24 protein-coding genes are annotated in these 26,083 nt (G+C 66.6%); 10 read left to right on the forward strand and 14 right to left on the reverse strand.

Translation table 11 applies throughout. The features are described 5' to 3' along the window. The 6 genes from ACS5PJ_RS06680 to ACS5PJ_RS06705 form a co-directional block, all read right to left on the reverse strand. Window positions 1-1,338, reverse strand: a complete 1,338-nt coding sequence (locus ACS5PJ_RS06680; protein WP_439434143.1) for a TRAP transporter large permease subunit — start codon at window positions 1,336-1,338, stop codon at window positions 1-3. A gap of 79 nt (window positions 1,339-1,417) precedes the next feature. Then, complete coding sequence (locus ACS5PJ_RS06685) at window positions 1,418-2,197, reverse strand: NAD(P)-dependent oxidoreductase (RefSeq protein ID WP_439434144.1); 780 nt, start codon at window positions 2,195-2,197, stop codon at window positions 1,418-1,420. A gap of 19 nt (window positions 2,198-2,216) precedes the next feature. Further along, entirely contained in the window at window positions 2,217-2,846 is a 630-nt protein-coding gene (locus ACS5PJ_RS06690; RefSeq protein ID WP_439434145.1) for an RraA family protein, read from the reverse strand. A 36-nt stretch (window positions 2,847-2,882) separates the two neighbouring features. After that, entirely contained in the window at window positions 2,883-3,890 is a 1,008-nt protein-coding gene (locus ACS5PJ_RS06695) for a tripartite tricarboxylate transporter substrate binding protein (protein WP_439434146.1), read from the reverse strand. Window positions 3,891-3,942: 52 nt separating this feature from the next. After that, window positions 3,943-5,445: a tripartite tricarboxylate transporter permease gene (locus tag ACS5PJ_RS06700; RefSeq protein ID WP_439434147.1), complete on the reverse strand. Its 1,503-nt coding sequence runs from the start codon at window positions 5,443-5,445 to the stop codon at window positions 3,943-3,945. 2 nt (window positions 5,446-5,447) lie between these two features. Then, window positions 5,448-5,951 (reverse strand): tripartite tricarboxylate transporter TctB family protein, encoded by a 504-nt coding sequence (locus ACS5PJ_RS06705; protein WP_439434148.1) that lies wholly within the window; start codon window positions 5,949-5,951, stop codon window positions 5,448-5,450. Window positions 5,952-6,070: 119 nt separating this feature from the next. On the opposite strand from ACS5PJ_RS06705, the gene ACS5PJ_RS06710 reads away from it, so the two are divergent. After that, on the forward strand, window positions 6,071-6,874 hold the full coding sequence (locus ACS5PJ_RS06710; protein WP_439434149.1) for an IclR family transcriptional regulator: 804 nt from the start codon (window positions 6,071-6,073) through the stop codon (window positions 6,872-6,874). Between the two features lie 33 nt (window positions 6,875-6,907). On the opposite strand, the gene mptB is transcribed toward ACS5PJ_RS06710, so the two are convergent. Continuing rightward, a complete protein-coding gene (gene mptB / locus ACS5PJ_RS06715; protein WP_439434150.1) occupies window positions 6,908-8,536 on the reverse strand; it encodes a polyprenol phosphomannose-dependent alpha 1,6 mannosyltransferase MptB in 1,629 nt (542 codons plus the stop codon). 213 nt (window positions 8,537-8,749) lie between these two features. On the opposite strand from mptB, the gene ACS5PJ_RS06720 reads away from it, so the two are divergent. After that, window positions 8,750-10,285 carry a SulP family inorganic anion transporter gene (locus tag ACS5PJ_RS06720; RefSeq protein WP_439434151.1) on the forward strand — a complete coding sequence of 512 codons (1,536 nt, stop codon included), beginning with the start codon at window positions 8,750-8,752 and terminating at the stop codon, window positions 10,283-10,285. Window positions 10,286-10,457: 172 nt separating this feature from the next. Then, the gene (locus ACS5PJ_RS06725) at window positions 10,458-11,903 is read left to right on the forward strand and encodes an aldehyde dehydrogenase family protein (RefSeq protein WP_439434152.1); all 1,446 of its coding nucleotides are present in this window, start codon (window positions 10,458-10,460) and stop codon (window positions 11,901-11,903) included. Between the two features lie 110 nt (window positions 11,904-12,013). Here ACS5PJ_RS06725 and ACS5PJ_RS06730 read toward each other — a convergent pair whose 3' ends face one another. The 3 genes from ACS5PJ_RS06730 to ACS5PJ_RS06740 form a co-directional block, all read right to left on the reverse strand. Beyond that, the gene (locus ACS5PJ_RS06730) at window positions 12,014-13,156 is read right to left on the reverse strand and encodes a GGDEF domain-containing protein (RefSeq protein WP_439434153.1); all 1,143 of its coding nucleotides are present in this window, start codon (window positions 13,154-13,156) and stop codon (window positions 12,014-12,016) included. 63 nt (window positions 13,157-13,219) lie between these two features. Continuing rightward, window positions 13,220-13,873, reverse strand: coding sequence for a response regulator (locus ACS5PJ_RS06735; protein ID WP_439434154.1), 654 nt, complete (start codon window positions 13,871-13,873; stop codon window positions 13,220-13,222). Beyond that, entirely contained in the window at window positions 13,873-15,186 is a 1,314-nt protein-coding gene (locus ACS5PJ_RS06740) for a sensor histidine kinase (protein WP_439434155.1), read from the reverse strand. Before ACS5PJ_RS06740 ends, ACS5PJ_RS06735 begins: the two co-directional genes overlap by 1 nt. A gap of 163 nt (window positions 15,187-15,349) precedes the next feature. Here ACS5PJ_RS06740 and ACS5PJ_RS06745 point away from each other — a divergent pair, with 163 nt between their 5' ends. The 3 genes from ACS5PJ_RS06745 to ACS5PJ_RS06755 are packed head-to-tail and all read left to right on the forward strand — an operon-like array spanning window position 15,350 to window position 18,460. After that, complete coding sequence (locus ACS5PJ_RS06745) at window positions 15,350-16,531, forward strand: ABC transporter permease (RefSeq protein WP_439434156.1); 1,182 nt, start codon at window positions 15,350-15,352, stop codon at window positions 16,529-16,531. Between the two features lie 38 nt (window positions 16,532-16,569). After that, window positions 16,570-17,337, forward strand: a complete 768-nt coding sequence (locus tag ACS5PJ_RS06750) for an ABC transporter ATP-binding protein (RefSeq protein ID WP_439434157.1) — start codon at window positions 16,570-16,572, stop codon at window positions 17,335-17,337. A gap of 31 nt (window positions 17,338-17,368) precedes the next feature. Next, complete coding sequence (locus ACS5PJ_RS06755) at window positions 17,369-18,460, forward strand: SDR family oxidoreductase (RefSeq protein WP_439434158.1); 1,092 nt, start codon at window positions 17,369-17,371, stop codon at window positions 18,458-18,460. 50 nt (window positions 18,461-18,510) lie between these two features. On the opposite strand, the gene ACS5PJ_RS06760 is transcribed toward ACS5PJ_RS06755, so the two are convergent. The 3 genes from ACS5PJ_RS06760 to ACS5PJ_RS06770 all read right to left on the reverse strand — a co-directional run bounded on the left by ACS5PJ_RS06760 (window position 18,511) and on the right by ACS5PJ_RS06770 (window position 21,785). Continuing rightward, window positions 18,511-19,935 carry an MFS transporter gene (locus tag ACS5PJ_RS06760; protein ID WP_439434159.1) on the reverse strand — a complete coding sequence of 475 codons (1,425 nt, stop codon included), beginning with the start codon at window positions 19,933-19,935 and terminating at the stop codon, window positions 18,511-18,513. 93 nt (window positions 19,936-20,028) lie between these two features. Beyond that, window positions 20,029-21,330, reverse strand: coding sequence for an MFS transporter (locus tag ACS5PJ_RS06765; RefSeq protein WP_439434160.1), 1,302 nt, complete (start codon window positions 21,328-21,330; stop codon window positions 20,029-20,031). Continuing rightward, complete coding sequence (locus ACS5PJ_RS06770; RefSeq protein WP_439434161.1) at window positions 21,327-21,785, reverse strand: MarR family winged helix-turn-helix transcriptional regulator; 459 nt, start codon at window positions 21,783-21,785, stop codon at window positions 21,327-21,329. Before ACS5PJ_RS06770 ends, ACS5PJ_RS06765 begins: the two co-directional genes overlap by 4 nt. A 173-nt stretch (window positions 21,786-21,958) precedes the next feature. Between ACS5PJ_RS06770 and ACS5PJ_RS06775 the strand changes: the two genes are divergently transcribed. Both ACS5PJ_RS06775 and ACS5PJ_RS06780 read left to right on the forward strand, forming a co-directional pair. Further along, window positions 21,959-22,663 (forward strand): alpha/beta fold hydrolase, encoded by a 705-nt coding sequence (locus ACS5PJ_RS06775; protein WP_439434162.1) that lies wholly within the window; start codon window positions 21,959-21,961, stop codon window positions 22,661-22,663. 1 nt (window position 22,664) lies between these two features. Next, window positions 22,665-23,270 carry a hypothetical protein gene (locus tag ACS5PJ_RS06780; RefSeq protein ID WP_439434163.1) on the forward strand — a complete coding sequence of 202 codons (606 nt, stop codon included), beginning with the start codon at window positions 22,665-22,667 and terminating at the stop codon, window positions 23,268-23,270. Here the strand turns inward: ACS5PJ_RS06780 and ACS5PJ_RS06785 are convergent. Beyond that, window positions 23,230-24,477, reverse strand: coding sequence for a multidrug effflux MFS transporter (locus ACS5PJ_RS06785; RefSeq protein WP_439434164.1), 1,248 nt, complete (start codon window positions 24,475-24,477; stop codon window positions 23,230-23,232). The genes ACS5PJ_RS06780 and ACS5PJ_RS06785 overlap by 41 nt on opposite strands. 120 nt (window positions 24,478-24,597) lie before the next feature. Here ACS5PJ_RS06785 and ACS5PJ_RS06790 point away from each other — a divergent pair, with 120 nt between their 5' ends. Together ACS5PJ_RS06790 and ACS5PJ_RS06795 are read left to right on the forward strand one after the other, a co-directional pair. Next, complete coding sequence (locus tag ACS5PJ_RS06790) at window positions 24,598-25,512, forward strand: helix-turn-helix transcriptional regulator (protein ID WP_439434165.1); 915 nt, start codon at window positions 24,598-24,600, stop codon at window positions 25,510-25,512. Window positions 25,513-25,651: 139 nt separating this feature from the next. Beyond that, a complete protein-coding gene (locus tag ACS5PJ_RS06795; RefSeq protein WP_108597682.1) occupies window positions 25,652-25,873 on the forward strand; it encodes a hypothetical protein in 222 nt (73 codons plus the stop codon). The last annotated feature ends 210 nt before the right edge of the window (window positions 25,874-26,083 follow it).

Genomic DNA, 26,083 nt, shown 5'->3' on the forward strand with positions numbered 1-26,083 from the left:
TTAGATCGGCAGGATGCCGAGGATGATCAGGACGCCGATGCCGAGCAGCGGCAGGGCGTAGTGCGTGAGCAGCCGGGCGAAGGTTTTGATGGGGTCCACGTCGGCGATGCCGCAGGCCACATACAGGGGTGCGCCACCGGGCGGGACCGCGGCCTCACAGGAGGAGAAGACCAGGACCGCCACCGCGGCCGTGGTTGCAGGCACTCCAGCGGCCACGAGCGTTGCGACGCCGACAGTGCCGACGGCGGCCATCGTCGCCGTTGCGGAGAGCGGGGCCGCGACGGCGATGACGATCAGGCCGATCAGGATCGCGAGCAGCCACAAAGGAAGGTTCATTCCGTTCAGCAGTGCAGTCATCTGCTTCGGCAGCCCCGTGGCGGCGAGGGCGTTAGCCCCGGCAAAGGCGAAGACCACTGTGACCCCGACGACGCCAAAGCGCGGTGCGGAATTCTGGAGCAGCGCCCACCAGGCGCGTCCCGCTGTCGGGAGCTTCTTCCTGCCCAGCAGTGCCCCTGTGATGATCAGGACCACCGGGATCCAGACGATGACGCTGACCGCCCGGGTGACGTCCGCCCCGGTCCAGCCGGACAGGGCGTCGGCAAGGGCGCCGGTGGTGATGACCAGCGGGATGGCCACCACGACGAACAGCAGCATGGTGGCCCACCCGCGCCCGAACGCTGTCCGGACGGACAACCGGTGGGCAGCGTCCAGCGGGGTCATTCCGCTTTTGCGGACCAGCAGCCACGTCACGATCAGGCGGTGCAGGAAGCACCACAGCCCGCCAAAAAGCAGCGGCAGGACCAAGGCGTTGATGTCCAGCAGCGGCCCGACGGTGGCGGATCCGACGAGGACGAACATCGAGGCGCTGAACGGGAAGGTGATCCCCATTCCCGCGTTGCCTGCGACGAGCGTCGCAGCCGAAGGCTTGTCCAGCCGGGACTTCTCCATCCACGGAATGGTGACTGAACCGACGGTCGCGGCGATGGCGGCCTGGTTGTGGACCACGCCGCCCAGGCCGGCCGATGCCACGGTGGAGACCCAGGCCGGTCCGCCTTTGACACCGCCGATCAGGGAGTTCAGCAGGTCGATCATCCGGTCAAGCACCCCGGTCCGGTCCAGCAGGTACCCCATAAAGACGAAGGCCATAGTGGCGTAGACGATCTCGTCCGTGATGGCCGAATACAGTGCCGTCCAGCCGATCTGGCCCGCTGCGGCGCCGGTGAACGGGAGCACCACCAGGAACCCGAGGATCATTGCCTCCCCGACGCTGCGCTTGATCACTGTGGTCCACAGCAGGATGACCGTCAGGTAGGCCCCGAGCGCCCAGATGCCGATCATGCTGCTGCTCCTGTCGGCGGAATGCCGTTCGTGTGGTTGGTCAAGTGACCCCTGTCCATGATTGTGCCCGACCCCGGGGTCAGCGCAAGGCGGGTGCCGGTTCCCGGGCAATCCGGGTCAGTGCTGTTGCGGATGCGGTGGTCATCTCTGCCGGAACTCCGAGATCGGAAAGGTAGCTCGCGGTGTCCTGCATTTCCTTGGAGCGGCGCAAGGCATGCTTGGCCGTGCCGGTGAGGAACCTGTCGATGACCGCCTGGCCGTCTCCGGCCAGTTGGCTGGCGATCTGTCCACGGATCCACGGCTCGAGCCCCGCGGCCCTGCCTGCCTGGACCGCCTCGACAACCACCGAGGCCATGCCTTTCATCAGGACGCTGCGGAGGAGTTTATGGGCCATGGCTGCCCCGGGCTCCCCCTCGGCGATCTCCACGTCCATACCCAGAGGCGCCAGCAGGCCGGCGACCGCCCGGGCGCCCGGTCCACTCACCATCAGGGGCGTCTTTTCCCCGAGCGCGGAGACCGGTCCAAGGATGGCGACGTCGGCGAAGTGGGCCTTGCTGGGCAGCTGGCCCAGCTCTTGCATCACACCCGGGGAGGATGAGGTGAAGTCTGCGTAGCAGCTTCCTTCCGACAGGACCGGCAGGCACTCCCGGGCTACGCTTCGCGCCGCGGCCGCTCCGGTCAGGACCAGGACGATCTCGGCCCCGGCACAGGCTTCTGCGGCGGTTGCTGCCCGGGTGACACCTGCAGGAGTGGACGGCGCCACGGGATCAAACCCGGCGACCGTATGGCCTGCGGCAACAAGGGCCGCGGCGTAGGTGGCCCCGGCTTCACCCAGGCCAATGATGGTGCACGCTGTCATCTGTTCGCGTCCTTCTTGCTCAGTGACGGGCCGCGACGATGGCGGCCCGGCGGTTGGTTTCATCGGCGAACACTGCTTCGCCGGCGTCGGCTACTGCTTCTGCCTGTTCCCGGGGGATGACCACGACGCCGTCCGGATCACCGATGATGACATCACCCGGGAGGACGGGGACGCCGCCGAAGGAGATCGGCGTGCCCAGGCGGAAGGGCCCGTTCTTGTAGGGGCCGGCGGGAGTGGTGGCGCGGGCGAAGACCGGCATCCCGATCTCAGCGAGGGCTTCGGCGTCGCGGGCTGCCCCGTCGAGGGCGAAGCCGGCGATGCCGAGGTTGATGGCCCGCTCGCCGATCAGTTCCCCCAGGAGGGCGCGGGATTCGTCTCCGGCGCCGGCGACAACAATGACGTCCCCGGGGCGGGCGCACTCCAAGGCCTTGTGGATGCCCTGGTTGTCACCAGGCCTGGTCCAGACCGTGAAAGCCGGCCCGGCAAGCCGGGCTCCTGGCCAGATGGCCTGGATCGCGGAGTGTGCGACGCCAAGCCGGTCCATGGCATCGCCGATGTTGGCGGCAGGGAGCTTCGCGAGCCGTTCGACGACGTCCCTGGTGGGCCGGGGAAAGTCAGCGTCCATGGTGTCGATTGTGGGGGTTGTCATGAGGGTGCCTTTTCGTCGGTGGCGTTGAGGGGAGGGCTAGTCTTTTTTCTGGACCAGCGGGAGGACTTTCTTGAAGTCGTCTTCCTGGCCGGCCCAGAACTGCTCGTAGTCGGCGCCGGAAAGGTAGCTGGTCTGCAGGCCGAGGTCGCTCATCTTCTTCACGACGGCGGCGTCCTCGATGGCCTTCTGGATGGCGGCTTCAAGTTTCTTGGCCACGGCTTCGGGCAGGCCGGCCGGGGCGGAGTAGCCGCGGGCCGTGCCGGCTTCGACCTCGTAGCCTGATTCCTTGAACGTGGGGACGTCAGGCAGCGACGGGGACCGCTCCGAGGTCATGACGCCCAGGACGCGGGCTTTGCCCTGTTTGGCCAGGTCGTTCACGTCGCTGACGTTGGCCACGAGGACGTCCACGTGTTTGCCGAGGAATGCGGTGGTGGCCTGTGAGGCGCCTTCGGAGAAGTGGACCGGGGCGAATTCGGCGCCGGTGGTTTCCTGGATCTGGGCCAGTGCGAAGTGTTCGCCGGTCTGCAGGCCGGTGGTGCTGGCGGTCATGGACTTCGGGTTGGCCTTGGCCGCGTCGAGGAGGTCCTTCAGCGTCTGGTACGGGCTGTCAGGCTGTACGGCGATGACGGCCGGGTCGATGACCTGCCGGCCGAGGGGCTGGAAGCTGCTGCGCGTGTACTTGGCGCCGCGGGCCGGATCCAAGGGTGAGACCACCACCGATGGCGAACCGGTCGCACCGATGGTGTAGCCGTCGGCCTTGGCGCTGGTGAGCTGGGTGTAGCCGATCTGTCCACCTGCACCGGGCTTGTTGATGACCTCGACGTTGGTGCCGAGTTCTTTCTCCAGAATCGGCTGGATGAGCCGGGCGGCAGTGTCCACCGCACCACCTGAGGAAAAGGAAACGACGAGGTCAATGGACTTCCCCTTTTTCGGGAAGTCGCCGGCCGGGGCGGAGTTCGTGGCTCCGGCGTTGGCGCCGCAGCCGGTGAGGGCGATAAGGGTTGCGGCTGCGAGGGCAGCCGCGATACGGGAACGGGTCATCATGGTTCTTCTCCTTTGAAGGGCGTTTGGGTGCAGTAGGGGTGGATGCCGGGCTTTAGGTTTCGGGGTCTTCGTTGAGCGCTTTGGGTTTCCGGAGTTTGAGCAGCGGGCTGAAGACAATCAGGATTCCGATGCCGATCAGGACTGCGGAGATGGGGCGGCCGGTGAAGATGCTGAAGTCTCCCTGTGAGATTTCGAGGGACTCCCGCAGGGAACGCTCCATGAGCGGGCCGAGGACCAGGGTCAGCACCATGGGTGCCAACGGGATCTCCAGGTGCCGCAGGGCCAGGCCGAGAAGTCCGAAGCCGATCATCACGAAGACGTCGAAGACGCTGAAGTTGATGGTGTAGGCGCCGATCACCATGAACAGCAGGATGAGGGCGGTCAGGATCGTGGACGGCACGCGCAGGATGGAGACCCACAGTCCCACCAGCGGGACGTTCAGCAGGAGCAGCAGGAGGTTTCCGATGAAGAGGCTGGCGATGATCGCCCAGGCAATCTCGGAATGTTCGGTGAACAGTGTGGGGCCCGGGGTGAGGCCCTGCTGGAGGAACGCTCCCATCAAAACGGCGATCGTTGGTGAAGCAGGGATGCCGAGCGTAAAGAGCGGAATCAGCGCGGCATTGGCATGGGCGTTGTTGGCTGTTTCCGGGCCGGCCACTCCTTCGATGGCGCCCTTGCCCAGCTGGCTGCGGAAGCGCGAGAATTTCTTTTCCGCACCGTACGCCAGCAGGGATGACACGGATCCGGTCATGCCCGGGATGAGGCCCAGGCCGAAGCCGATGCCGGTGCCGCGTGCCATCGCCGGCGCGCTCCGGCGCCATTCCGTGCCGGTGGGGAGCAGTGACCGCAGGTTCGGGGCGTGCACCGTGGGGGCGGCAGTGTCTTTGCGGTAGGAAAGGAGTTCCGAGAGTCCGAAGACACCCACGATCACCGCGACGAAGCTGACGCCGTCGAGGAGCCGGTCCATGCCGAAGGTGAACCGCGGGGCACCGGCGACGGGGTCGATGCCGACCATGGCGATCAGCAGGCCGAGCGCGCCGGAGATGACTGCCTTGACCATGGACTTGCCGGCGAGCGCGACGAGCAGGGAGATGCCGACGACCATCAGGGCGAAGAATTCGGGCGGCCCCACGAGCAGGCCCAGCTCCCCCAGGGGTTTGGCGGCGGCCACCAGGCCGATGGTTGCGATGGTTCCGCCGACAAAGGATCCGACGGCGGCGATGGTCAGCGCAGCCCCGGCCTTGCCGATTTTCGTCATGGCATAGCCGTCGATCGTGGTGATCGCCGAAGCAGCTTCGCCCGGGGTGTTCAGCAGGACGCTGGTGATGGTTCCGCCGTACGCGGTGCCGTAGAAGATGGCACAGAGCATGATGATCGCGCCGGTTGCATCGAGGTTCAGCGTGAGCGGTATAAGCAGTGCGACGCCGGCGACGGGGCCGATTCCGGGCAGGACACCGATGATGGTGCCCAGGAGGCAGCCGAGGAAGGCGAAGAGCAGGTTCTGCCAGGTCATGGCGGCAGCGAAGCCGCCCATAAGTTCGTTGAGGGTATCCACGTCTAGAGTCCGATCGTGTTCAGCACGGGAAAGGCGGAAACTGGCAGCGACACGTTCAGGCCGTAGTAGAAGGCGTAATAGGCCCCGACGCTTCCGGCGAGGGCCGTGATCAGCGAAGAGACCCACGTTCTGCGGCCGCGCAGTTTCAGGTGGTACAGCAGGAACAGGAACATGCTCAGCTGGAACCCGAGGAGGTCCATCACCGCCGCGAGGATGGTCAGGCTCAGCACGACCGCGATCACCAGCCCCCGGTCAACGCCTTCGGCGGTCTCGCTGGGGCGGCGGAGTTCCTGGCTCAGCCAGAGGACTGACATGGCGGCAAGGACTGCCCCCATGGCAAACGGGAACAAACCCGGGCCGGGGCCCAGGGACGTCCAGAGGCCCAGTTCCACCGAGCTGACCAGGACGTAGACGCCGACGGCGGCAAACGCACCAATGCCCGTCAGCACAGAGGGAGCAACCCGTATCTTGCGCCCGGGTTTCGTCAACAGTGACTCCGTTGTCATCGGTTCCTTCTAACTGTCCGTTGATTCATTTCATACAGTGGAACTATATTGCGTACAGAGAAATAGTGACACCAGACACAGGTACTGTCAAGCGCAAGGGACTTACATAGAATGAAAGGATGACGACGGCGACCTCCACCCACTCGGGCGGCTCTGCGGAAGACGGCCCGAAGGCCTCAAACATGCGGTCCCTCTCCCGGGCCCTGGAAGTATTCGCAGAGCTCCAGCGGGCCGAGCGCCCCCAGCGGCTCAGCGACCTGGCCAGGACGTGCGGCATGAGCCTGCCCACCACGCTGCGGATCCTGCGGGTGCTCCAGGACTTCGGGATGGTCAGCCAGACCGACAAGTCCTACCGGATCGGGCCGGCCGTCCTTCCGGCAGCCCGGAGTTTCCTGGAGAACGATCCCCTTGTTGTGGCCGCCCGTCCCGTCCTGCAGCAGGTGGCATCGCAGACCGGGCTCACGGCATCGCTGTACACACGGCTTGGGTTTGAGCGGATCCTGGTGGCCCGCGTCGACGGCGAGGCCCCCCTGAGGTACGACCTGCCGCTAGGCAAGCGGCTTCCTCTTTCAGCAGGCGCTGCCGGCAAGATCCTGCTCACCTCAGCCTCTGACGACGAACTCCGGCAGGTAGTCGCGGCAGCCATCGCCGCCGGTCAGGAAAAGTCCACGTTCACCCCGGAAATACTGCGCTCCCGGCTGCCCGAGCCCGGCGCCGACTATGCCTACTCCGCCGACGAACGGGCCACGGGGGTCCTTTCGGTGGCCGTCGCCGTGCCGAACAGGACAGGGCGCCCCAGCGAATCCATTTCCCTCACCAGTCCGGTCGAGGCCGCCAGCGAGGCAAGCCTGAAGGCGGGCGTCCCTGAACTGCGGCGGGCGGCCGGCAGGCTCTCCGAGCTGCTCGAAGGCTCCGTTTACTAGCATTCCCCGCCACCAGGCAGCCGCTCTGTCGGGTCAGCGGGTGCGGAGGCCCTGCCACTGGGCCAGTACCCAGCGCCAAACCCGCCGCGCAGAGTCCGAGGGCTTGGCCTCGATCAGCAGCTTCCGCGTGTGGACATCGAGGAACAGCAGGTAGAAGGTGAACAGCAGCGCCGTCACGAACGCCAGCGACGACGCGTCAATGGGCAGCTCCACGAAGGACCAGACGGAGAGCTGGTCCTGCGCACCGAACACCACAAAGAACGTGACGCCGACGTAGAGGCTCCGGATCTGCCAGTCGTTGCGGATGCCTGTGACGGCCAGGAACGGCAGGAACCAGAGGATGTACCAGGGCTGGATGATGGGCGAAAGCATCACGACGGCGGTGAACGCCAATGCCATGCGGCGCACCGCACGCGAATAGTCGCCGCGGAACATCAGCAGCAGGACCAACGCAATGGCCGTCCATTTCATGCCGGTGCGCAGCAGGTCGGCGAACGTTCCGCCGGGCAGCCCCAGCACGTTGCCGAGGAACTCCACCTGCTGCCCCAGGAAGCCTGACGGCGAATAGCCGGTGTAACCCGGCGTCGGGTCCATGATCGCCCAGACCCAGCCCATCCCGAGGTTGTACGGCAGCCCGCTGACGGCCAGCACGCCAAAACTCATTCCCGCCGTCGCGCCCCAAATGAGGAACTTGCGGGTCCAGGAGGCACCCGGCCCGGCCCACATGACCCCGATGAACGGGAGCAGCAGAACGGTGATCGGCTTGATTCCGATGGACGCCGTGACCAGCAGGATGCCCATGAGGTAGCGCTTGGTCGCCGCGAAGTAGACGCCGGCGACGGCGAGGCCAACCATCAGTGCGTCGTTGTGGGCGCTGGCGACGAAGCTGATGAGGAACAGCGGGTTGGCGACCGCGATCCAGAGTGCGCGGGCGCCGTTGATGCCGTGGAGTTCGGCCAGTTTGGGCACGTAGATGATGCAGAGGACCACCCCGCCGCCCGCGAGCAGGCGGAACAGCAGGACGGAGACGTCCGGTTGCGCCCCGGTCAGTTCAACCACGCCGCGGGCAAGCCACAGGAAGTACGGTCCGTAGGGCGTCCGGGCTTCGGCCCAGGCCGGGTCGGCGCCGAGCGAGAACCAGTTGTTGAGGGTGGAAATGCCGGCGGCGTAGGGGTTCTGGCCTTCCAGGACCAGGCGGCCCTGGCCGGTATAGGCGTAGACGTCGCGGGAGAAGATGGGCACGGCCAGCAGGAGGGGCAAGGACCAGGCGGAGATGGCTATCACCACCGAGCGCAGGGACGATCCGCTCCAGTCACCCAGCCTCTGCCCCAGCCGAAGCCAGGAGCGCATCAGGAGCATTGCCCCCACCGTCAGCAGGACCGTGGACAGGGTGACGCCCCAGCCTTCGGTCCGCAGCGCGATGACCACGGGCTGCCGGATCATGGGTGAACCGTTGGCGATCCAGCCTGTTCCGATCGAGCCCACGAACATCATCAGCGCGCCGAGGAACCCCTGCCAGATGGCGATGTAGGCCCGGCGCTTGGCCAGCGAGTGGGTGGAGTCAGGCGCTACTGAGCGCGGGAGTTCCGCCGCGGCCGCCGTCTTTTTGGACGGGCCAGGGGAACTCTCCGAAGTGCTCAGGTGTGAACCGCCTGCCGTCATGTTTATGTGTGGTCCCCTACTTGCGTTACGGCGCCGGCTGGACCAGCTATAGGCCGCCTTCAACCACGCCATTTTAGCAGTTGGCCTGCGGCATGCCCCAGAATGTTAGGGGCAGCCGCGCCCCCTCATTTCCCGGTGTGACGCCGCGCCGCCCATCCCGGACGAAAACCGAAGCAGCCGCCGCGCACTTCGACAGCACGATTGGACCACGCAATGGCCGCACGAACCGTCCCGGACGCCCGGACCGGCACTCCGCAGCAGCTCCAGTCGGTCCGCGCCACCCTCCGCTCTGCCCGCCGGCTCAAGACCGAAGCACTGGCAGGCCTCGTGGTGGCGCTGGCCCTGATTCCGGAGGCCATCGCCTTCTCGGTGATCGCCGGCGTCGATCCCCGGATCGGGCTGTTCGCCTCCTTCACCATGGCGGTGACCATCTCCTTTGTGGGCGGCCGGCCAGCCATGATTTCGGCAGCCACGGGCGCCGTCGCACTCGTGATTGCGCCGCTGATGCGCAGCCACGGCCTCGACTACCTGATCTCTGCGGTGATCCTGGCCGGGGTTTTCCAGATCCTGCTGGCGGTCCTGGGCGTCACCCGGCTCATGCGCTTCATCCCGCGCTCGGTGATGGTGGGCTTCGTCAACGCCCTGGCGCTCCTGGTGTTCATGGCCCAGCTCCCCGAGCTGATCGGCGTGCCGTGGATGGTGTACCCGCTCGTGGCCGTGGGCCTGGTCATTGTGGTGGGACTGCCCAGAATTACGACGGCGGTGCCGTCACCTTTGGTGGCGATCGTGGTGCTCACCCTGTTCGCCGTGCTTGCCGGCGTCGATGTGCCCACCGTCCAGAACAAGGGACAGCTGCCTGAGAGCCTGCCCTCGCTCTTTGTCCCCAGCGTGCCGCTGACCTGGGAAACACTCCAGATCATCGCCCCGTTCTCGCTGTCCATGGCGCTGGTGGGGCTGCTGGAATCGCTGATGACCGCCAAGCTGGTGGACGACATCACGGACACCCGCTCCAACAAAACCCGTGAATCCTGGGGCCAGGGCGTGGCGAACATCGTCACCGGCTTCTTCGGCGGGATGGGCGGCTGCGCCGTGATTGGCCAGACCATGATCAACGTCAAGGGCGCCGGAGCCCGGAGCAGGGTGTCCACGTTCCTGGCCGGCGTTTTCCTGCTGATCCTGGTGGTGGTCCTTGGTGATGTGGTGGGCCTCATCCCCATGGCCGCCCTGGTGGCTGTGATGATCTTCGTTTCAGCCATCACCTTCGACTGGCACTCCATTGCGCCACGGACCCTGCGCCGGATGCCCAGGTCCGAGACCGCCGTTATGTTGATCACCGTCGCCGTGGTGTCGGTGACGCACAACCTGGCCATCGGCGTCGGGGCCGGTGTCCTCGCGGCCATGGCCCTGTTCGCCCGGCGGGTGGCGCATTTCGCCACTGTGGAGCGCACCGTCATCGAACTTAACGGCGAGAACGTGGCCACCTACACCGTGGACGGCGAACTGTTCTTCGCGTCCTCCAATGACCTCTACACGCAGTTCGAGTACGCCCTGGACGCCGGGCCGGACATCAGCCGCGTGGTGGTGGACCTGCACGCCTCGCACCTGTGGGACGCCTCCACGATTGCCGTGCTCGACGCCGTCACGGAAAAGTACCGCCGGCACGGCCGCGAAGTGGAACTGATCGGGCTGAACGCCGCCAGCATCCAGATGCGCGAACGGCTGGCGGGGAAGCTCAACACCGACGGGTAGTTGGGCCCCATCCGACTATCTGCCGGACGGATACTTGATATCAAAAACTCCGCCTTCCTCGAATACACGCGCTGCGTCACAGTAGTCCTAAGACCTGCAGCAAAGAAGCAGCCAGTATTCGAAAAGGAACTTCAACGTGGTGTGCAGGTGCGCGACAACGTGAGGAGACCGCATGAACATCGGGATGCACGGGGCAGAAGCGGGGAACTTCGTCAACGGCGAACTTATCATCCATCCCGAGGGGAGCGTTTCGCGGTCGCCGGCAGACGGATCCGTTCTGGGAGCGTACACGGAGGCAGATGCGGCGCAGGTGCAGGCAGCACTCGCGGCCGCTGGGAGGGCGTTTGATGAGACCGGCTGGGCTGCCGACAGGCATCTCCGGCACAAGGTGCTCAATCAACTCGCCGACCGTATTGAAGCTCGCGGCCCGGACCTGATGAAGATGCTCTCGCGGGAGAACGGAAAACTCGTCGGGGAGGCCCGCGGCGAGGTGGGAGGTGCGCCCGCGACGCTCCGATACTGTGCCGCACTCGCCCTGACCTCATCCGGGCGCGCGGCAGAGGTCCGCGCGGGCGTACACATGTCCTCGGTGCCTGAACCGATCGGTGTCGCAGGGGTTATCGTCCCGTGGAATTCGCCGGTTATCCTCTCGGTCCGTTCATTTGCCCCGGCGCTGGCCGCCGGCTGCACTGCTGTGGTGAAGATGCCCGCCCAGACAGGGCTCGTGAACGGCATCCTCCACGAGATCTATGCGGACACGCCCGGCCTCCCGCCCGGTGTCCTCAGCTCGCTCACCGAATCCGGAGACCTGCTGGCACGAGAGCTTGGCACGTCACCGCTCGTGGCGGCACTCTCATACACCGGAAGCACCCGCGTGGGCCGCGAAATCATGGCGGGCGCTGCGCCCACGCTCAAGCGGATCCTGCTTGAGCTGGGCGGAAAGACACCCATGATCGTCTTTGACGACGCCGATCTCGACACCGCCGTGACCGTTCTGACAAAAGGCGTAACGGTCTTTGCCGGACAGTTTTGCATGACGGGGAGCCGGGTCCTCGCGCAACGCGGCATCAGCGGCAAGCTTCGGGACCGGCTCGCGGCGGCTCTCGAGGCCGTGGTGGTGGGCCCGGGAGACGATCCCGCCAGCGACATGGGCCCGCTGATCGACGCGGCCAGTGCGCGCCGTGTCGACGGCTTCGTACGCAGAGCCATCGACGCCGGTGCCAAGCCGTTGGTCCGAGGCGGAATCGTCGCCGCCGGCAGCGCCTTCTACCGCCCGAGCCTCCTCCAGGTCGACAAGGTGGAGAGCGAGCTCGTCCAAGAGGAGATCTTTGGCCCCGTCGCGACGTTTGAGGTCTTCGATAGCGAGGACGAGGCCGTCGCGTTGGCCAATGGCACGCGCTACGGACTCTCCGCGGCGATCTGGAGCCGGGACGTCGACCGGCCCCTCCGGGTGGCCCGACGCCTCAAGGCCGGAACGGTGTGGACCAACTCCTGGGTGGTGATGGCCGATCAGTTCGAGGAGGGCGGGTTCAAGCAAAGCGGCCTTGGCCGTCTCAGGGGACTGCGAGCCCTCGAGGAGTTCCAGGAGTACAAGACTTATGTCCACACAGTCGGTTAGTGCAGGGGCGAAACTTTCGATTCAGCCTCTGTTCAATGAGCCAGCCACCCGCACCCCATCCGCCCCTTCAGTCGGACACGGTGCTGCCAAAGCCGCCGGGCCGGGCCGCTTCACTCGCTGTGGACAGTCCGGTTCCGGCCCTGCGACTTGGCCATGTAGAGTGCCCGGTCGGCGGAGGCAATGAGGTCCTCCACACCGGAGGTCCCGGCGTCGTACAGGGCCACCCCGTAACTGACAGTGGGCATTTCCAAGCCGTCGGCGGTGGGGACCTGGGCGAGGTGGCGGCTGATCTCGCCGGCTATCATTTCCGCCCTCGATGCGGAGGCGCCTGGGAGCAGGAGGACAAACTCTTCCCCGCCGTACCTGCCCACCAGATCCGTGGACCGGACGGTGTTCAGGCACGCGCCGGCGAATGACTGCAGGGCAACGTCGCCGGCGGCGTGGCCGTGGGTGTCGTTGACCGACTTGAAGTGGTCCAGATCCGCAAGGACCAGCGCGCCGGCCCGCCACGCCACGCCGGGGTCTGCCACCTCTTTCGCCGCCAGCTCAAGAAACGTTTTGCGGTTAAGCAAACCCGTGAGGTCGTCGCGGGTAGCCACCATGCGCAGGGCGCGGGTCTGCTGCTCGCTGGTGAGTCCTGACATGCTGAAGGACACCACCACCAGCAGCACCATGGTGATGATGGTGGTGACTGAAGAGCCGAAGAACAACTCGAATGTGGCGCCGTGCGGCCCATCCGCAAGGAAAGCGATCATGCGGCCCAGGTAAAAGACGGACACCAGTCCGGACGACGCCGCCATGGGGAACCGGACGCGCGCCTCAGCAGGTTCCGCCGGCCATATCTCTCTAGTGGCCAGCCCGAACATCACGCTCATCGAGGCCAGAAACACCGGTCCGCCGGGCCAGGTATTCGTTGCCGGATTATCAAAGATGGCGGCCAGCAAAGTCACAGCCGGCGCTGCAGCGAACATCCATGGCGAGGGCGCCAGCCGTCGCAGTGAACGCGCACTGGCCCAAACGCTCACCGCCCCCGCCACCAGCAGGACATTCCCCAGCGGATTGGCCCACACCTGGTGGGGCGTCCCATCCAGCAGGAAGGCAAGGGCTCCGGTCAGAAAGAGGGCCAGGGCCACGCACCACCAGCCGCTGTACGGGGACCGTGCGGGGCGGTAAGAGAAGAAGTAGAACAGCGTACCGAGCACCAAGGACATCAGGCCGAATGTGACCCTCAAGGTGATTGTTTCCAGAACCATTTCCGACGCTCCCCCATACTGCAGGCCGATGCACCCCTCAGTATGGCACCGCCCTCGGACAATTCAGTGGCCAGGAGTGCGGATGATCCTTCGCTGCGCGGCCAGGGCGATGGCGGAGGTGCGGTTGTCCACGCCGAGCTTGCCGTAGATGTGCACCAGGTGGGTCTTGACGGTGGCCTCGGAGATGAACAGTTTCCGGGCGATGGCGCGGTTGGTCAGTCCGGTGGCGAGCAGTTCGAGCAGCTGCACTTCGCGGGCAGTCAGGGCCGTTTGCGGGCTGCTGATCCGCGACATCAGCAGTGCCGCAACCTTCGGGGCCAGCGCCGTCTCACCGGCAGCGGCGGACAGCACAGCCTGGCGGACCTGTTCCGGCGGCGCGTCCTTGAGCATGTACCCGCTCGCGCCGGCCTCCACCGCCGCCAGGATGTCCGATTCGGTGTCGTATGTGGTCAGGATCAGGACCGGCGGCGGGGAATCCAGCTGCCGGATCGCTGCCGTGGCCGTAACCCCGTCCATCCCGGCGCCCATCTGCAGATCCATCAGCACCACATCCACCCGCTCCCCCAGGGCCCGGAGCCGGGCGAGCTCACGCAGCGCGGCGTCCCCGTCCGGGGCTTCGGCCGCCACGCTGAAGTCGTCAAATTCAGTAAGCATGGCACGCAGCCCGGCCCGGACCACGGGGTGGTCGTCCACCAGCAGAATGCGCAGGCTCCCCATCAGGACCGCTCCCCCGGAGCGGACAACGCATCCCCGGTGAGGGGCAGCCGGACGGCGACGACGGTCCCCTCGCCGGGTGCCGCCTCCACCTCCAGCGAGCCATCCAGCTCGCCCACGCGCGCAGCCAGCGAGCGCAGCCCGAATCCGCTGCCGTCCGGCCGGCCGGCCACGCCGGAACCCGCCGCTCCCGGCGAAAAGCCCGTGCCGTCGTCGTATACGTCAAGGGTGACCTCGTCACCGAGGAACGCCAGGGTGACGACGGCGGTGCTTGCCTTTGCGTGCTGCCTGACGTTGGCGAGGCTGGCCTGGGCGGCCCGCAGCAGGGTGACGCTGTACTGCGGCGGCAGCTCCGCGGGATCGCCCACCAGCTCGAACCGGCAGCGGAGCCCATCGCCCCGGGCAGCCGCCAGGGTTTCGGTTTCCCCGCAGAGCCGCTGCAGGCTTTCGGCGAGCGAGGACTCCTGCAGCTGTGGGGAAGTGAGCCCGCGGACAAAGCTGCGGGCCTCGGCCAGGTTTCCGGATGCCGTCTGCTGCACCAGCGCCAACCGCTCCGCGGCGGTGGCAAGATCGCCGGCGGAAAGGGACTTCTCGGCGGCGCGTGCCACGAGGACGATGCTGGACAGGCCCTGTGCCAGGGTGTCGTGGATTTCGCGGGCCAGGCGCTCCCGCTCGGCCGCCACACCGGCCTCGTGCTGGGTTCTGGCCAGCTCGGCGCGGGTCCGCCGGAGCTCGTCCGCGGCCAGCCGCTGCGACTCGCCTTCCAGGAACAATGCCCGGTATCCGAGGCCGGTGACGACGGCGAACCCGGCACCCAGCAGCGGGCCCAGAACCACGGGCAGGGTGGGCGCCGGCAGCCCGCTGGCCAGCCACTGCGAGGCAATCACGGCCGCTGTCATCACGGTGATGGTGAGCAGGGCAATCCGGCGCGGCAGCACATGCAGGTGCAGGAAGAACAGCGGAAAAGCCAGCCAGGAAAAATCGGAGCTGCCCGCCAGGAGCACGGCCCAGAGTGCCGTCACCAGGGCCAGCCACAGGACAGCGTAGGGGTGCGGGTTGAAGCCGGAACGGCCCGCGGCGTACCGCTTCTCCAGCACGGTGCCGGCGAGATACGCGCCTGCGAGGGCCAGGGCGAGCGCCGACCAAACGTAACGTTGCGCTCCCACTGGAGCGCCGCCGTCGGCCGTGCCGTCCCCCCAGTGCAGGCGCAGGACGGCCACGAGCAGCAACACTGCGAACCCGATATGCAGCGTCACCCGCAGGAACCGCAGGATGGCGGCACCCGACGGCGTGGTCTGTGGGTCCGCGGCAAGCATTTCATCAGCTTATGCGCCTCCGGGGGCGGGCGGATCAACCAAAAGGTTGACCGCAGGCTCAGCCTTTCCTCCCGCCCGGATCAACCAGGTCCCCGATGTGGGCCGGGGCTCCGGAAAGGACAGTGGATAGAGAAGGAATTCCCCCGATCGAAGGAAGTACAACGTGTTTCTCGCAATCCGCGATATCCGGTTCGCCAAAGGACGGTTCGCCCTTATGGGCGGCGTCGTGGCCCTGGTGACGGTACTGCTGGTGCTGCTCTCCGGGCTCACCGCCGGGCTGGGCGACCAGTCCACCTCCGCCATCGGAAAGCTGGGCGCCGTGTCCGGTTCCGGCGCCGGGACCGGCACCGCGTCCCGGCCGGTGGACAGCATCGTGTTCGGCGCGCCGGGCACCAACGAGCCCACAGCGTCCTTCACCGAAAGTGAAGTGACGGCCGCGCAGGTGGACAGCTGGCAGCACGTCGCCGGGGTGGACCGGGCCGAAGCCCTGGGAATCAGCCAGTCCCGCCTCCAGGGCGGCGACGGCGGCACCACCAATGTGGCGGTGTTCGGCGTGGCCGACGGCGGTCAGCTGGCTCCGGCGCCGGTCCAGGCTGGGGCGGTGGTGATCGGATCGACCGTGGCGGCCGATCTGTCGCTCGAGGTCGGGGACACGGCCACAGTGGGCGGCACCGGCCTGACGGTCACCGCCGTCGTGGCTGACCAGTGGTATTCCCACACCGGCGTGGTGTGGACGGCCCTGCCAACGTGGGCCGAGGTGGCGCACCTTGCCCCGGCGGGCAGCACACAGGGCAGCGCGGCGGGCGGCGCACGGCGGACCGCCCCGGGCAACCCACCGGTGGCCACCGTGGTCGCGGTCACGTACAAGGATGGCGCCGTGGTGGATGAGACGGCGGCGAATGCGCTGGCGCGCACGGTCAGCACCAGCCGCACGGGTTCGTTCCAGGCGCTGGGCTCCTACAAGAGCGAGAACGGTTCGCTGATGCTGATGCAGGCGTTCCTCTACGGCATTTCGGCCCTGGTGATTGTTGCTTTCCTGACCGTGTGGACGGTGCAGCGGACCCGCGACATCGCCGTGCTCAAGGCATTGGGTGCTTCCGGCGGCTACGTGCTGCGCGATGCCATCGCCCAGGCCGCCCTGGTGCTGCTGGCGGGCGCGGGCCTGGGCGGGGCAATCGGCCTGCTCGGCGGATTCGCCGCAGCCCAGGCCGCGCCGTTCCTGATCACGCCGGCCACCACCCTGCTTCCGGTGCTGGGGATTGTGGCTCTGGGCCTGGCCGGGGCCGCACTGGCGGTCCGCCGCGTCACCGCCGTCGATCCCCTGATTGCCCTCGGCGGCAACTAACCCTTCTTCCTCCACTTCTTCCCGAAAGGAACTCCCCCATGTCTGTCACCTCACCCCTGGCTGCCTCAACCACCGGCTCAACCCTCACCCACCCGCTGACCCTCAGCAACGTTACCCTCGAATACCCGGACGGGGGCGGCACCGTCAAGGCACTGGACAACGTCAGCCTCAGCGTCGGGGCGGGCCGGATGGTCTCGCTCGTGGGGCCGTCCGGCTCGGGCAAGTCCAGCCTGCTGGCCGTTGCCGCCACCCTGGTCCGCCCCACCCGCGGGGTCGTGATCATTGACGGCACCAGCACGGCCGGCCTCAAGGACAAGGAACTCACCGCGCTGCGCAGGGACACGGTGGGCATCATCTTCCAGCAGCCCAATCTCCTGGCCTCCCTGACCGCCGTCGAGCAGCTGATGATCGGCGACCACCTGCGCGGCAACGCCCTGAAGGCAGCGCGTTCCCGGGCTGCCGGGCTCCTGGACCTCGTGGGCCTGGCGGCCTCAGCGGACAAGCGGCCGCACCAGCTTTCGGGCGGCCAGCGGCAGCGGGTAAACATCGCCCGTGCCCTGATGGGCAGCCCGAAGGTCCTCCTGGTGGATGAGCCGACGGCGGCGCTGGACCATGCGCGGAGCGCCTCGATTGTGGGGCTGCTGCGCCGGGTGACGGACGAATTCCAGGTGGCCACGGTGATGGTCACCCACGACACGGAGTTCGTCCCGCTGACCGACGCCGTCGCGGTGATGCGCGACGGCCTGCTGGCCGCGCCGGTATTGCCGGTTGGAATATCTGCCGGGAGCGGTCGCTTGTCGCTCTAGGGACACGGGCAACAACACCAGGAGGAGCTCCATGACCATCGGCGCAGGTACAACAGCGGGCACAGGGCGAACGGCTCTCGTGGTGGGGGCCACCGGCATCGCCGGATCCGCCCTCGTCGGGAACTTGGCGGCCGAAGGGTGGGCCGTCCTTGCCCTGTCCCGCCGGCCCGGGGCCGAACGCCCCGGCGTTCGGTGGCTGTCCGCTGACCTGACCTCGGCTGCGTCATTGACCAAGGTGCTCGGGCCGGAGAATCCTTCGCATGTCTTCTTCACGGCATGGTCCCGGCAGGAGACGGAAGAGGAGAACATCGCCGTCAATGCCGGCATGCTGCGCGATCTCCTCGCCGCGCTCCGGGGCAAAGACGTGGCCCACGTTGCCCTGATGACCGGCCTCAAGCACTACCTCGGACCCTTCGAGGCGTACGCAGCCGGAAAGATGGCCGATACGCCCTTCCACGAGGAGGAACCGCGCCTGCCGGTACCGAACTTCTACTACGCCCAGGAAGACGAACTCTGGGCCGCTGCCGCGGAGCAAGGCTTCACCTGGTCCGTGCACCGCGCCCACACGGTGATCGGGCACGCGGTGGGCAACGCCATGAACATGGGCCTCACGCTGGCCGCCCAAGCCACCCTCTGTAGGGAGAGCGGGGAGCCGTTCGTCTTCCCCGGCTCCGAAACGCAGTGGAACGGACTGACCGACATGACCGAGGCCGGCCTCCTCGCCGAGCACATGATCTGGGCCTCCACCACACCGCAGGCCGCCAACGAGGCGTTCAATATCGTCAACGGCGACATCTTCCGCTGGCGCTGGATGTGGCCAAAGCTCGCAGCCTACTTCGGCGTGGAGTGGGAGGGCTACAAAGGGCAGCCCCGCCCCCTCGAGGAGTCCATGACCGGGCGGGAGAACCAGTGGAGGGAACTTGCCGGACGCCATAACCTTCGCGAGCCGGACCTGGACCGCGTGGCCTCCTGGTGGCACACGGACAGCGACCTTGGGCGCGGCATCGAGGTCGTGACAGACATGGGCAAGAGCCGGGATGCAGGGTTCACCGGTTACCGGCGGACCCTTGACGCCTTCACCGCGCTCTTCGACCGCTACCGGGCCGAGAACCTCATTCCCTGACCGTGGCGGCGCGCCGGAGGTACGTACCGGAGCGTCCCGCCGCGCGCTGACTACGGTTCCGCTGAAGTGCCGGAAGTCGCCGCCTCCGCCGCCTCTGCAGCGGCCCGCGCATAGGACTCCGAGACCCGGCGGTAGACGGGGGTGAGGAAAGCCAGCAGCGCGGCGATGATCATGATGATTCCGGCCACCAGGAACACGAGGGCGATGCCGCGGGAGGTGCCTTCGCCCAGCAGCGGGGCGAGCTGCGCGGCGCCGCCGACTGACCGGGCGTACGGGATGATCCAGAACTGGGCAATCGGTGCGATGAGGAACGCGGTGACCGGCGCCGCCGCGGATTCGAACGCCATGGCGAATCCGAACACGCGGCCTTGCCGGGGCAAGGGCACCACCTGCTGGATGACCGTCTGCTCGGCAGCCTCCACGAAAGGCACCAGGACCAGATACAACCAGATGCCCGCGACGTACAGCCAGGCCCACTCCCGCAGCGTGAACACCGCCCCCAGTGCCCCCATCGCGATGACCGCGATGAGCATGGTGCGCAACGGGTTGGACCCCAGCCCGAACTTGCCGATCAGTGCGCCGCCGATGATGAACCCTGTGCAGCCGAGCGCAAAAACGGCCCCCCACACCTCCACCGGGAACATCTCCAGGCCATACGGATCCATCAGTGCCATGTAGACGCCGCCGATGAAGTTGTTGAACGTGGAGAACAGGATCAGTGCGAACAGGCCGGAAATGGCCAGCACTGCGGCGAGGGAGCCGCGAAGGTCGAACCCGCCCTGCGCGTCCGTGGCGGCGGCGCGCACCTCTTCGGGCATCCGCAGGGTCAGCAGGTGGGCGAAGGCCAGTGCCGTGAGCACCAACGAGACGACGATCGTCCAGCCCATCCCCAGCAACCCGACGGACAGCCCGGACAGCACTGAGGTGATGATGAACATCAATCCCTGGACCATGCCCACCAGACCATTGGCTTTGTCCCGCCGGTCCGGCTCGATGAGGATGGTGACCGTGGTGGACAGGGCGATGTTGCGCATGTTTTCCACCACCGCCCCGATCAGGATGATCATGGTGAGGAACCAGAACCACGGCTGGGTGAGGTCCAGCATCAGCGCAGCAGGTGTCAGCAGGAACAAGACCCCGGACAGCACGAACATCACCAGGGTGAAACCGGCGGCGAAGCGCATCACGGCCAGCTTGCGGTAGCGGTCCACGAAGGTGCCGAAGCTGATGCTTGAAAGGGCGATCAGCAGCATGTACGCACCACCGATCACTCCGGTGGCGATCACGTTGCGCGTCTCCAGATACACCCAGAAGGTCAGGGCGAACCACAGGTAGCTGGTGGTGATGTTGGCGACGCCGGTGTTTATCAGGATGCCGGCGAACGTGCGGGACCGCTGCGCCGGGCTGCGCACGGAAGTGTCGACGACGGCGGGAGCCTCCGCGGCCTGGGAAGGGACCGGTTGGTGCTCGGTCATGCGCTCCAGTTTACTAAGCACGATGTGGCTCGGACAGGTTTTGGCGGGTAAAGAGGCGTACGACGGCGGGAGGTTCCCGCCGTCGTACGTTCATTAAATGCCCTCAGCCTGGCCGGCACCCTCAGGGCCCTGGATGCGCCGGTTGGGTGCGCGCTTCCGCACGATCACAGTCCGAAGTTGCTGCGGAAAAGTCAGGGCACTCCTCCTGCTGACAATGATTACCGAGATCAGGCCGGTCAGCAGCACCACCGAGCCGCCGGCGGCCACCGACCAGCGCGCGCCGAACTCCGTGCCGATCCACCCCATCAGCGGCGCGCCCAAGGCGGTGCCGCCCTGCAGGACTGCAAGGTAGAGCGCGAGAACCCGGCCCCTGAATTGGGGATCCACCGAGAGCTGGATGCTGATGTTGCAGCTGTTCAGGAAGGTCATGGCGGCCAGCCCTACCGGGATAAGGACGGCGGCATAGAGCCAGAAGAACGGCGATACGCTGGCTATCAGCGTGAACAGTCCCAGGCCCAGGGCCCCGCCGAGCATGAACCGCAGCCGCGGGCCGGACCTGCGTGCAGCAAGAAGTGCTCCAGCCAACGTCCCGACGGCCATGACGGAGCCCAGGAGACCGAATTCGCCCGCGCCCATCCCGAATTCCGCGGTGGACATCAGCGCGTTGATGATGGGGAAATTCATGCCGAAGGCACCGAGGATCCCCACCATGGCGAGGATGAGCACCAGGTCCGGCCGCTGACGGACGTAGCGCAGGCCCTCTGCTACCTGATGCTTGCCGCGGACCGCCGGGTCTGAAGGGGCCAGCTCTGAGGTCCGGATCCGCCACAGGGAAAGGAGGACGGCGGCGAAGCTCGCCGCATTGAGCAGGAACACTGGACCTGTGCCGATCCACGCGATGAGCAGGCCGGCTAGGGCTGGTCCGGTGAGCCGTGCCGTGTTGAACGACGCCGAGTTCAGTGCCACCGCGTTGGCGACGTGTTTCTGACCGACCAGTTCGGAGACGAACGCCTGGCGCGCCGGTCCATCAGTCGCGCTGGCCAGTCCGAGGCAGAGAGCCGCCAGGTACGCCTGCCACAGCTGCGCGGTGCCGGTCAGCACCAGGATTCCCACCAGGAGGCCCACCACGCCCATGGCTGTCTGCGTCCACAGCAGGATCACGCGTTTGCGGTAGCGGTCAGCGAGCACTCCCGCATACGGACCAAGCAGGAGCATGGGGAGGAACTGAAGTCCCGTGGTGATGCCGACGGCGGTGCCTGAATTCTCCGTGAGAACGGTCAGCACAAGCCAGTCCTGGGCGATCCGCTGCATCCAGGTGCCGATGTTGGACACGAGCGCCCCGCCCGCCCACAGCCGGTAGTTGCGGTTTTCGAGTGCCTGGAACATTGCACTCATCTGGCGCTCAGCTCCTGCATGATGTGGGCGGCGCGGCTGAGGGTTCGGCGGTCCTCTTCGCTGAGCCCCGCGACGCGTTGGGCCAACCATGCCGTCCGTTGGCTGCGGGCCTCGGCCAGCACGGCCTCACCGGCGGGAGTGATGCTCACCTTCACCTGACGGCCGTCCTCCGGATGGGGTGACCGTGACGCGAAGCCCTGATCCGTGAGCGCATTGACGATCCGGGTCATCGACGGCGCCTGGACGTGCTCCTGGTCTGCCAGTTCGCGGAGGGTCTGGGATTTGGCGCGGAGGTGGGCGAGGACCGTGTACTGGCCCGGCGTGATGACATCCCCGGTTGCCTCAATGCGGAGCCGGCGGGAGGTGCGCATCACGGCAGTCCGAAGGTCGATGGCCAGGACGTCCGGCTGGAGGCTGAGGCGCAATTCGGGGTTCATCTGGCTGTTCGTGGTCATGATGGCCTTGGGTCTCCGTAGAACATTGTTAGCAGTGCTAATTAGTCTTGCTAACAATTATTGTCCTTCCTGGCCGAGATGACCAGCCCGCCGGTCGTGCGGTCTCCTTGAGCCAAGCCTGAACCGGTCGACCGGCCCTACCCGCTGTCAGCGCCCCGGAGTAGGGTGCCGTCATGGACATCATCCTGGTACCCGGTTTCTGGTTGGACGCCTCGTCGTGGGAGAAGGTAACGCCCGCCCTGGAGGCGGCGGGGCACACGTCCCATCCGCTCACCCTCCCCGGCCTTGAATCGAAAGACGCAAAGCGGGCCGGCATCACGCTCAAGGACCACATCAACGCCGTCGTCAAAGCAGTGGATGCCCTGGAGGGCAAAGTGGTCCTGGTGGGGCACTCCGGTGGCGGTGCGGTCATCCACGGGGTGGCGGACGCACGGCCTGACCGCGTGGCACGGAATATTTACGTGGACAGCGGTCCCCTGGGTGAGGGGGGCGTGATCAATGACCAACTGCCGGCACGCGGCGACGACGTCCCGTTTCCGCCGTGGGACGGCTTCGAGGACGCTGATCTGGTGGATCTCACCGACGACCTCCGCGAAGCTTTCCGTGCCCGCGCCATCCCGGAACCCAAGGGGGTTGCCTACGGCAGACAGCGCCTGCACGATGTCCGCCGGTACGAGGTTCCCGCCACGGTGATCACCTGCCAGTTCCCGTCCTCGCTGCTGCAGGAATGGATTGACGCCGGCCACCCCTTCACCGCCGAACTGGCCCGCATCCGCGACGTCGAATTCGTTGACCTGCCTACCGGCCACTGGCCCCAGTTCACCAAACCGGCCGAGCTTGCCCGGGCCATCCTGGCGGCAGTGGACCGCGCCACCTGACGTGGCCGCAGACGCCTTCCTCCGCCGCTGGTTCGCGTCCGTGACCCTTGCGGAAGCCGCGGGGTTTGCCATCCCCGCCACAGCGCTCGGCATCCTGGCCCTCCTCGCCGCGCCGGCCGGCGTCGTTTATCCCTCCATGGTGCTGGCCGGCGCATGCGAGGGCTGCCTCCTGGGATTCGGCCAGTCTGTCGGATTCGGACCGACGGTTCCCCGGGCGCGCTGGATACTCGCGACGACGGCGGGGGCAGCCGTCGCCTGGTCGATCGGGATGCTCCCCAGCACTCTGGGCGGCATCGATTTCGCCTCGCCCGGAGTGCTCGTCCTTGTCGCCGTGCTTGGGTCCGCCCTGCTGCTGTCGATCCCGACGCTCCAGTGGCTGGTCCTGCGCCGACTCGTCCCACCGAGGCGCACGGCGTTCTGGATCCCGGTCAACGCCGGCGCCTGGGCCCTCGGCCTCCTGTGGACCTTCGCGCCGTCCCCCTTCATTGACGAAGGCACCCCGGTACCGGTCCTGTTCGCCGTCTACCCGCTGGCGGGACTGCTGATGGCGGCCACCGTGGCTGTGCTCACGGGATTTGCGGCCCGGCGTGTGGTTGCCGCCCCCTGACGAGCCCCAGGCAAAGAGCCGCAGCCGCTGCTGCAACGCAGCAGACCGTCCCGAAGGGAACCGCATCGTTGGCGCCGCCGATGCCGACCAGGGGCGCGGCGAGGCCGCCGAAGGCGAACCGGGCCAGCCCAAGCAGCGAGGAGGCCGTGCCGGCGATGTCCGGATATTCCTTCAGCGCAAGCGACGTCGCCGGCGGGCTGGTGACGGCCACGCCGCTGACCATCGTGAACAGGGACAGGACGATGGCGGTCAGGGGCAGGTGCAGGAGTGCGGTCGCGAGCAAACCCAGGGCGCCGGACGCAGTCAGGATCAGGCCCACGGTGAGGGTTCCCTGTTCGGACCACCGCTCCGCCAGATGCCCGGCGATAAAGCCAAAGACCATGAAGCCGAGCGAATTCAGGCCAAACGCGAGCGAGTAGCCCTGCGGGGAGAGTCCGTACATGCCTTGCAGGATGTAGGTGGCTCCGCTTAGGTACGCGAAGATTGCCGAGTAGGTGAAGCCGGTGATCAGCACCGCACCAACGAACACCCGGTCGGCGAGCAGCCGGCGGAAGTCGTTCAGCGTGTGCACGAATCCACCGGCCACCCGCCGGTCAGCGGGCAGGGTCTCCTTGAAAATCACCGCCGAGGCCAGGAGTATGGCCACACCCACGGCGGCAAGGAACAGGAAGACTCCGCGCCAATCCGCCACGGTTGCGAGTTGCCCGCCAATGACGGGGCCGATGATCGCCGCAAGTCCGCCCAGCACAGTCAGGCGCCCGTAGTAGCGAAGCAGCTTGCCGCCCGAGTAGACGTCCCGCCCGGCAGCCTGCGCGATCACAATGCCGACGGCGCCTGCCAGCCCCTGGACGAACCTGGCAATGATAAGGGTTTCGATGGTCGGGCTGACCGCGCAAAGTACAGATGTGAGCGTGTAGGCAAGGACGCCGATGAGCAGCGGTGTCCGTCGGCCCAAGCGGTCCGAAAGCGGCCCGGCTATCACTTGGCCGATGGCCAGGCCGAGCAGACAGGCCGTGATGGTTAACTGGGCCACCGACGTCGTGCTTTGAAAGCCGGCGGTGAGCGCCGGAAGGACAGGCAGGTACAGGTCCATGGAGATCGGACCGAAAATTGTCAGCAGGCCCAGGACGATCGCCAGGGGACGGCCGACGGTCTGCTGCCGGACGGGCGTCGGAGTGTCGACGGCGGTCATAAGGGCTCCGTTCATGGGTCAGGTGTGGTTTCGCTTTCCATGCAACACGGTCCCGACAGTTCCAGCGAGGGCTCTGCTTATCCGGGTTCTGGCAGTACCTCCCTCAGCCCAGGCACTCCGGGGTAGCGTGGATGAGTGGATAACAGGACGGAAATCCGCGAGTTTCTCGCATCGCGACGGGCCAAAATCACTCCGGAAGTGGCGGGGCTGACGCTCTTTGGCGGACGACGGCGGGTCCCCGGCTTGCGCCGCGAAGAGGTCGCCATGCTCGCGGGCGTCAGCGTGGATTACTACACCAAGCTTGAGCGCGGAAACCTGGCCGGCACCTCGGAAAGCGTCCTCGACGCCATCGCCAGGGCATTGAACCTCGATGAGGCCGAGCGGGATCACCTCTACAACCTCACCCGCGCCTCCGGCCCGGCAAGCAAAACCCAGCGGCGTCCCCTCCAGAGCGGGGCCGTCCGCCCTGCCCTGCAGTTCATGCTTGATTCCATTACGGGAGCCCCGGCATTCATAGGCAACCATCACATGGATATCGTGGCGGCGAACCAGCTGGCCTACGCCCTCTACTCGGAGATGTACCGCGGACCGGCACGCCCGGCCAATCATTCCCGCTTCATCTTCCTGGACCCCAAAGCCCGGGAGTTCTATCCCAACTGGGAGCTGGCTGCCGACACCAACGTCGCCATCTTGCGCACGCAGAGCGGGCGGAACCCCTTGGATAAGCGGCTGTCCGACCTCGTGGCCGAGCTGTCGATGCGGAGCGAGGAATTCCGGTCCCGCTGGGCTGCCCACAACGTTAGGCGCCACTATGCAGGCACCAAAGTTTTTCGCCACCCTGTGGTGGGGCAACTCGAGCTCTCTTACGAGGCTATGGAGCTCGCCGAAGACCCCGGATTCACCTTGACGGTCTACCCCGCCATCCCCGGTTCCCCGTCCGATGAACGCCTCCGCCTGCTCGCCAGCTGGGCCGCTACTGAGCGGATCCAGGACATCGCCCGGGCACCCCAAGGACAAGCCGTGCCGGGACGCCAGGAGTCACGTCCCTGAGAAAATTCCTGGAAATCCTGTCCCGCCCGCAAACCCTGGGCTAGCCTTGCCAACAACGGCCCGGGGAAGATCCCGGACCCTGACGACCAGGCAAAGCTGCCGGGTTATGACTGTTGGTTTGTTCGAGCAAAGGATGATCATGGCCGTTTCAATTGAGCTGGGCAAGAAACTCGACAAGAGCTTTGAGAACTTGAGCCTGGAGGAAGTTCTCGACGCTCCGCCGTCGGCCCTGGCCGGCCTCACGGAAAAGCACGCCGAACTTCTCGCTGGACTGGGGATCAAGACGGTCCGCGATCTCGGCAGCAACAAGTACTTTGCACTTGCCGGCGTCCTGGTTGCGCTGTCCAACCACGTGGACTAATCCAGGAAAAATCTTAAAGGGGTCCGGCCGGTGGCAACACCGGCCGGACCTTCCCCGGTTAAGCATCGCTGTTTCGGTCGGCAAATATTCCCGGTGGCAATGATAAACGACTCGCTTTGTATTACTGTTTACAAACTTGTCATAGCCGACTAAATTCTTACCATCCCCTAGCGGATCACATCTAGATCCGCTGCTTGCGCCCGAAGAGGA

This window comes from Pseudarthrobacter cremeus (genome assembly GCF_051857465.1).
Lineage (GTDB): Bacteria > Actinomycetota > Actinomycetes > Actinomycetales > Micrococcaceae > Arthrobacter.

Bases quoted from the DNA above. Each gene is read 5' to 3' on its own strand.
- ACS5PJ_RS06680 (WP_439434143.1), bottom strand. From the start codon at position 1,338: ATGATCGGCATCTGGGCGCTCGGGGCCTACCTGACGGTCATCCTGCTG.
- ACS5PJ_RS06685 (WP_439434144.1), bottom strand. From the start codon at position 2,197: ATGACAGCGTGCACCATCATTGGCCTGGGTGAAGCCGGGGCCACCTAC.
- ACS5PJ_RS06690 (WP_439434145.1), bottom strand. From the start codon at position 2,846: ATGACAACCCCCACAATCGACACCATGGACGCTGACTTTCCCCGGCCC.
- ACS5PJ_RS06695 (WP_439434146.1), bottom strand. From the start codon at position 3,890: ATGATGACCCGTTCCCGTATCGCGGCTGCCCTCGCAGCCGCAACCCTT.
- ACS5PJ_RS06705 (WP_439434148.1), bottom strand. From the start codon at position 5,951: ATGACAACGGAGTCACTGTTGACGAAACCCGGGCGCAAGATACGGGTT.
- ACS5PJ_RS06710 (WP_439434149.1), top strand. From the start codon at position 6,071: ATGACGACGGCGACCTCCACCCACTCGGGCGGCTCTGCGGAAGACGGC.
- mptB (WP_439434150.1), bottom strand. From the start codon at position 8,536: ATGACGGCAGGCGGTTCACACCTGAGCACTTCGGAGAGTTCCCCTGGC.
- ACS5PJ_RS06720 (WP_439434151.1), top strand. From the start codon at position 8,750: ATGGCCGCACGAACCGTCCCGGACGCCCGGACCGGCACTCCGCAGCAG.
- ACS5PJ_RS06725 (WP_439434152.1), top strand. From the start codon at position 10,458: ATGAACATCGGGATGCACGGGGCAGAAGCGGGGAACTTCGTCAACGGC.
- ACS5PJ_RS06730 (WP_439434153.1), bottom strand. From the start codon at position 13,156: ATGGTTCTGGAAACAATCACCTTGAGGGTCACATTCGGCCTGATGTCC.
- ACS5PJ_RS06735 (WP_439434154.1), bottom strand. From the start codon at position 13,873: ATGGGGAGCCTGCGCATTCTGCTGGTGGACGACCACCCCGTGGTCCGG.
- ACS5PJ_RS06740 (WP_439434155.1), bottom strand. From the start codon at position 15,186: ATGCTTGCCGCGGACCCACAGACCACGCCGTCGGGTGCCGCCATCCTG.
- ACS5PJ_RS06750 (WP_439434157.1), top strand. From the start codon at position 16,570: ATGTCTGTCACCTCACCCCTGGCTGCCTCAACCACCGGCTCAACCCTC.
- ACS5PJ_RS06755 (WP_439434158.1), top strand. From the start codon at position 17,369: ATGACCATCGGCGCAGGTACAACAGCGGGCACAGGGCGAACGGCTCTC.
- ACS5PJ_RS06760 (WP_439434159.1), bottom strand. From the start codon at position 19,935: ATGACCGAGCACCAACCGGTCCCTTCCCAGGCCGCGGAGGCTCCCGCC.
- ACS5PJ_RS06765 (WP_439434160.1), bottom strand. From the start codon at position 21,330: ATGAGTGCAATGTTCCAGGCACTCGAAAACCGCAACTACCGGCTGTGG.
- ACS5PJ_RS06770 (WP_439434161.1), bottom strand. From the start codon at position 21,785: ATGACCACGAACAGCCAGATGAACCCCGAATTGCGCCTCAGCCTCCAG.
- ACS5PJ_RS06775 (WP_439434162.1), top strand. From the start codon at position 21,959: ATGGACATCATCCTGGTACCCGGTTTCTGGTTGGACGCCTCGTCGTGG.
- ACS5PJ_RS06785 (WP_439434164.1), bottom strand. From the start codon at position 24,477: ATGAACGGAGCCCTTATGACCGCCGTCGACACTCCGACGCCCGTCCGG.
- ACS5PJ_RS06795 (WP_108597682.1), top strand. From the start codon at position 25,652: ATGGCCGTTTCAATTGAGCTGGGCAAGAAACTCGACAAGAGCTTTGAG.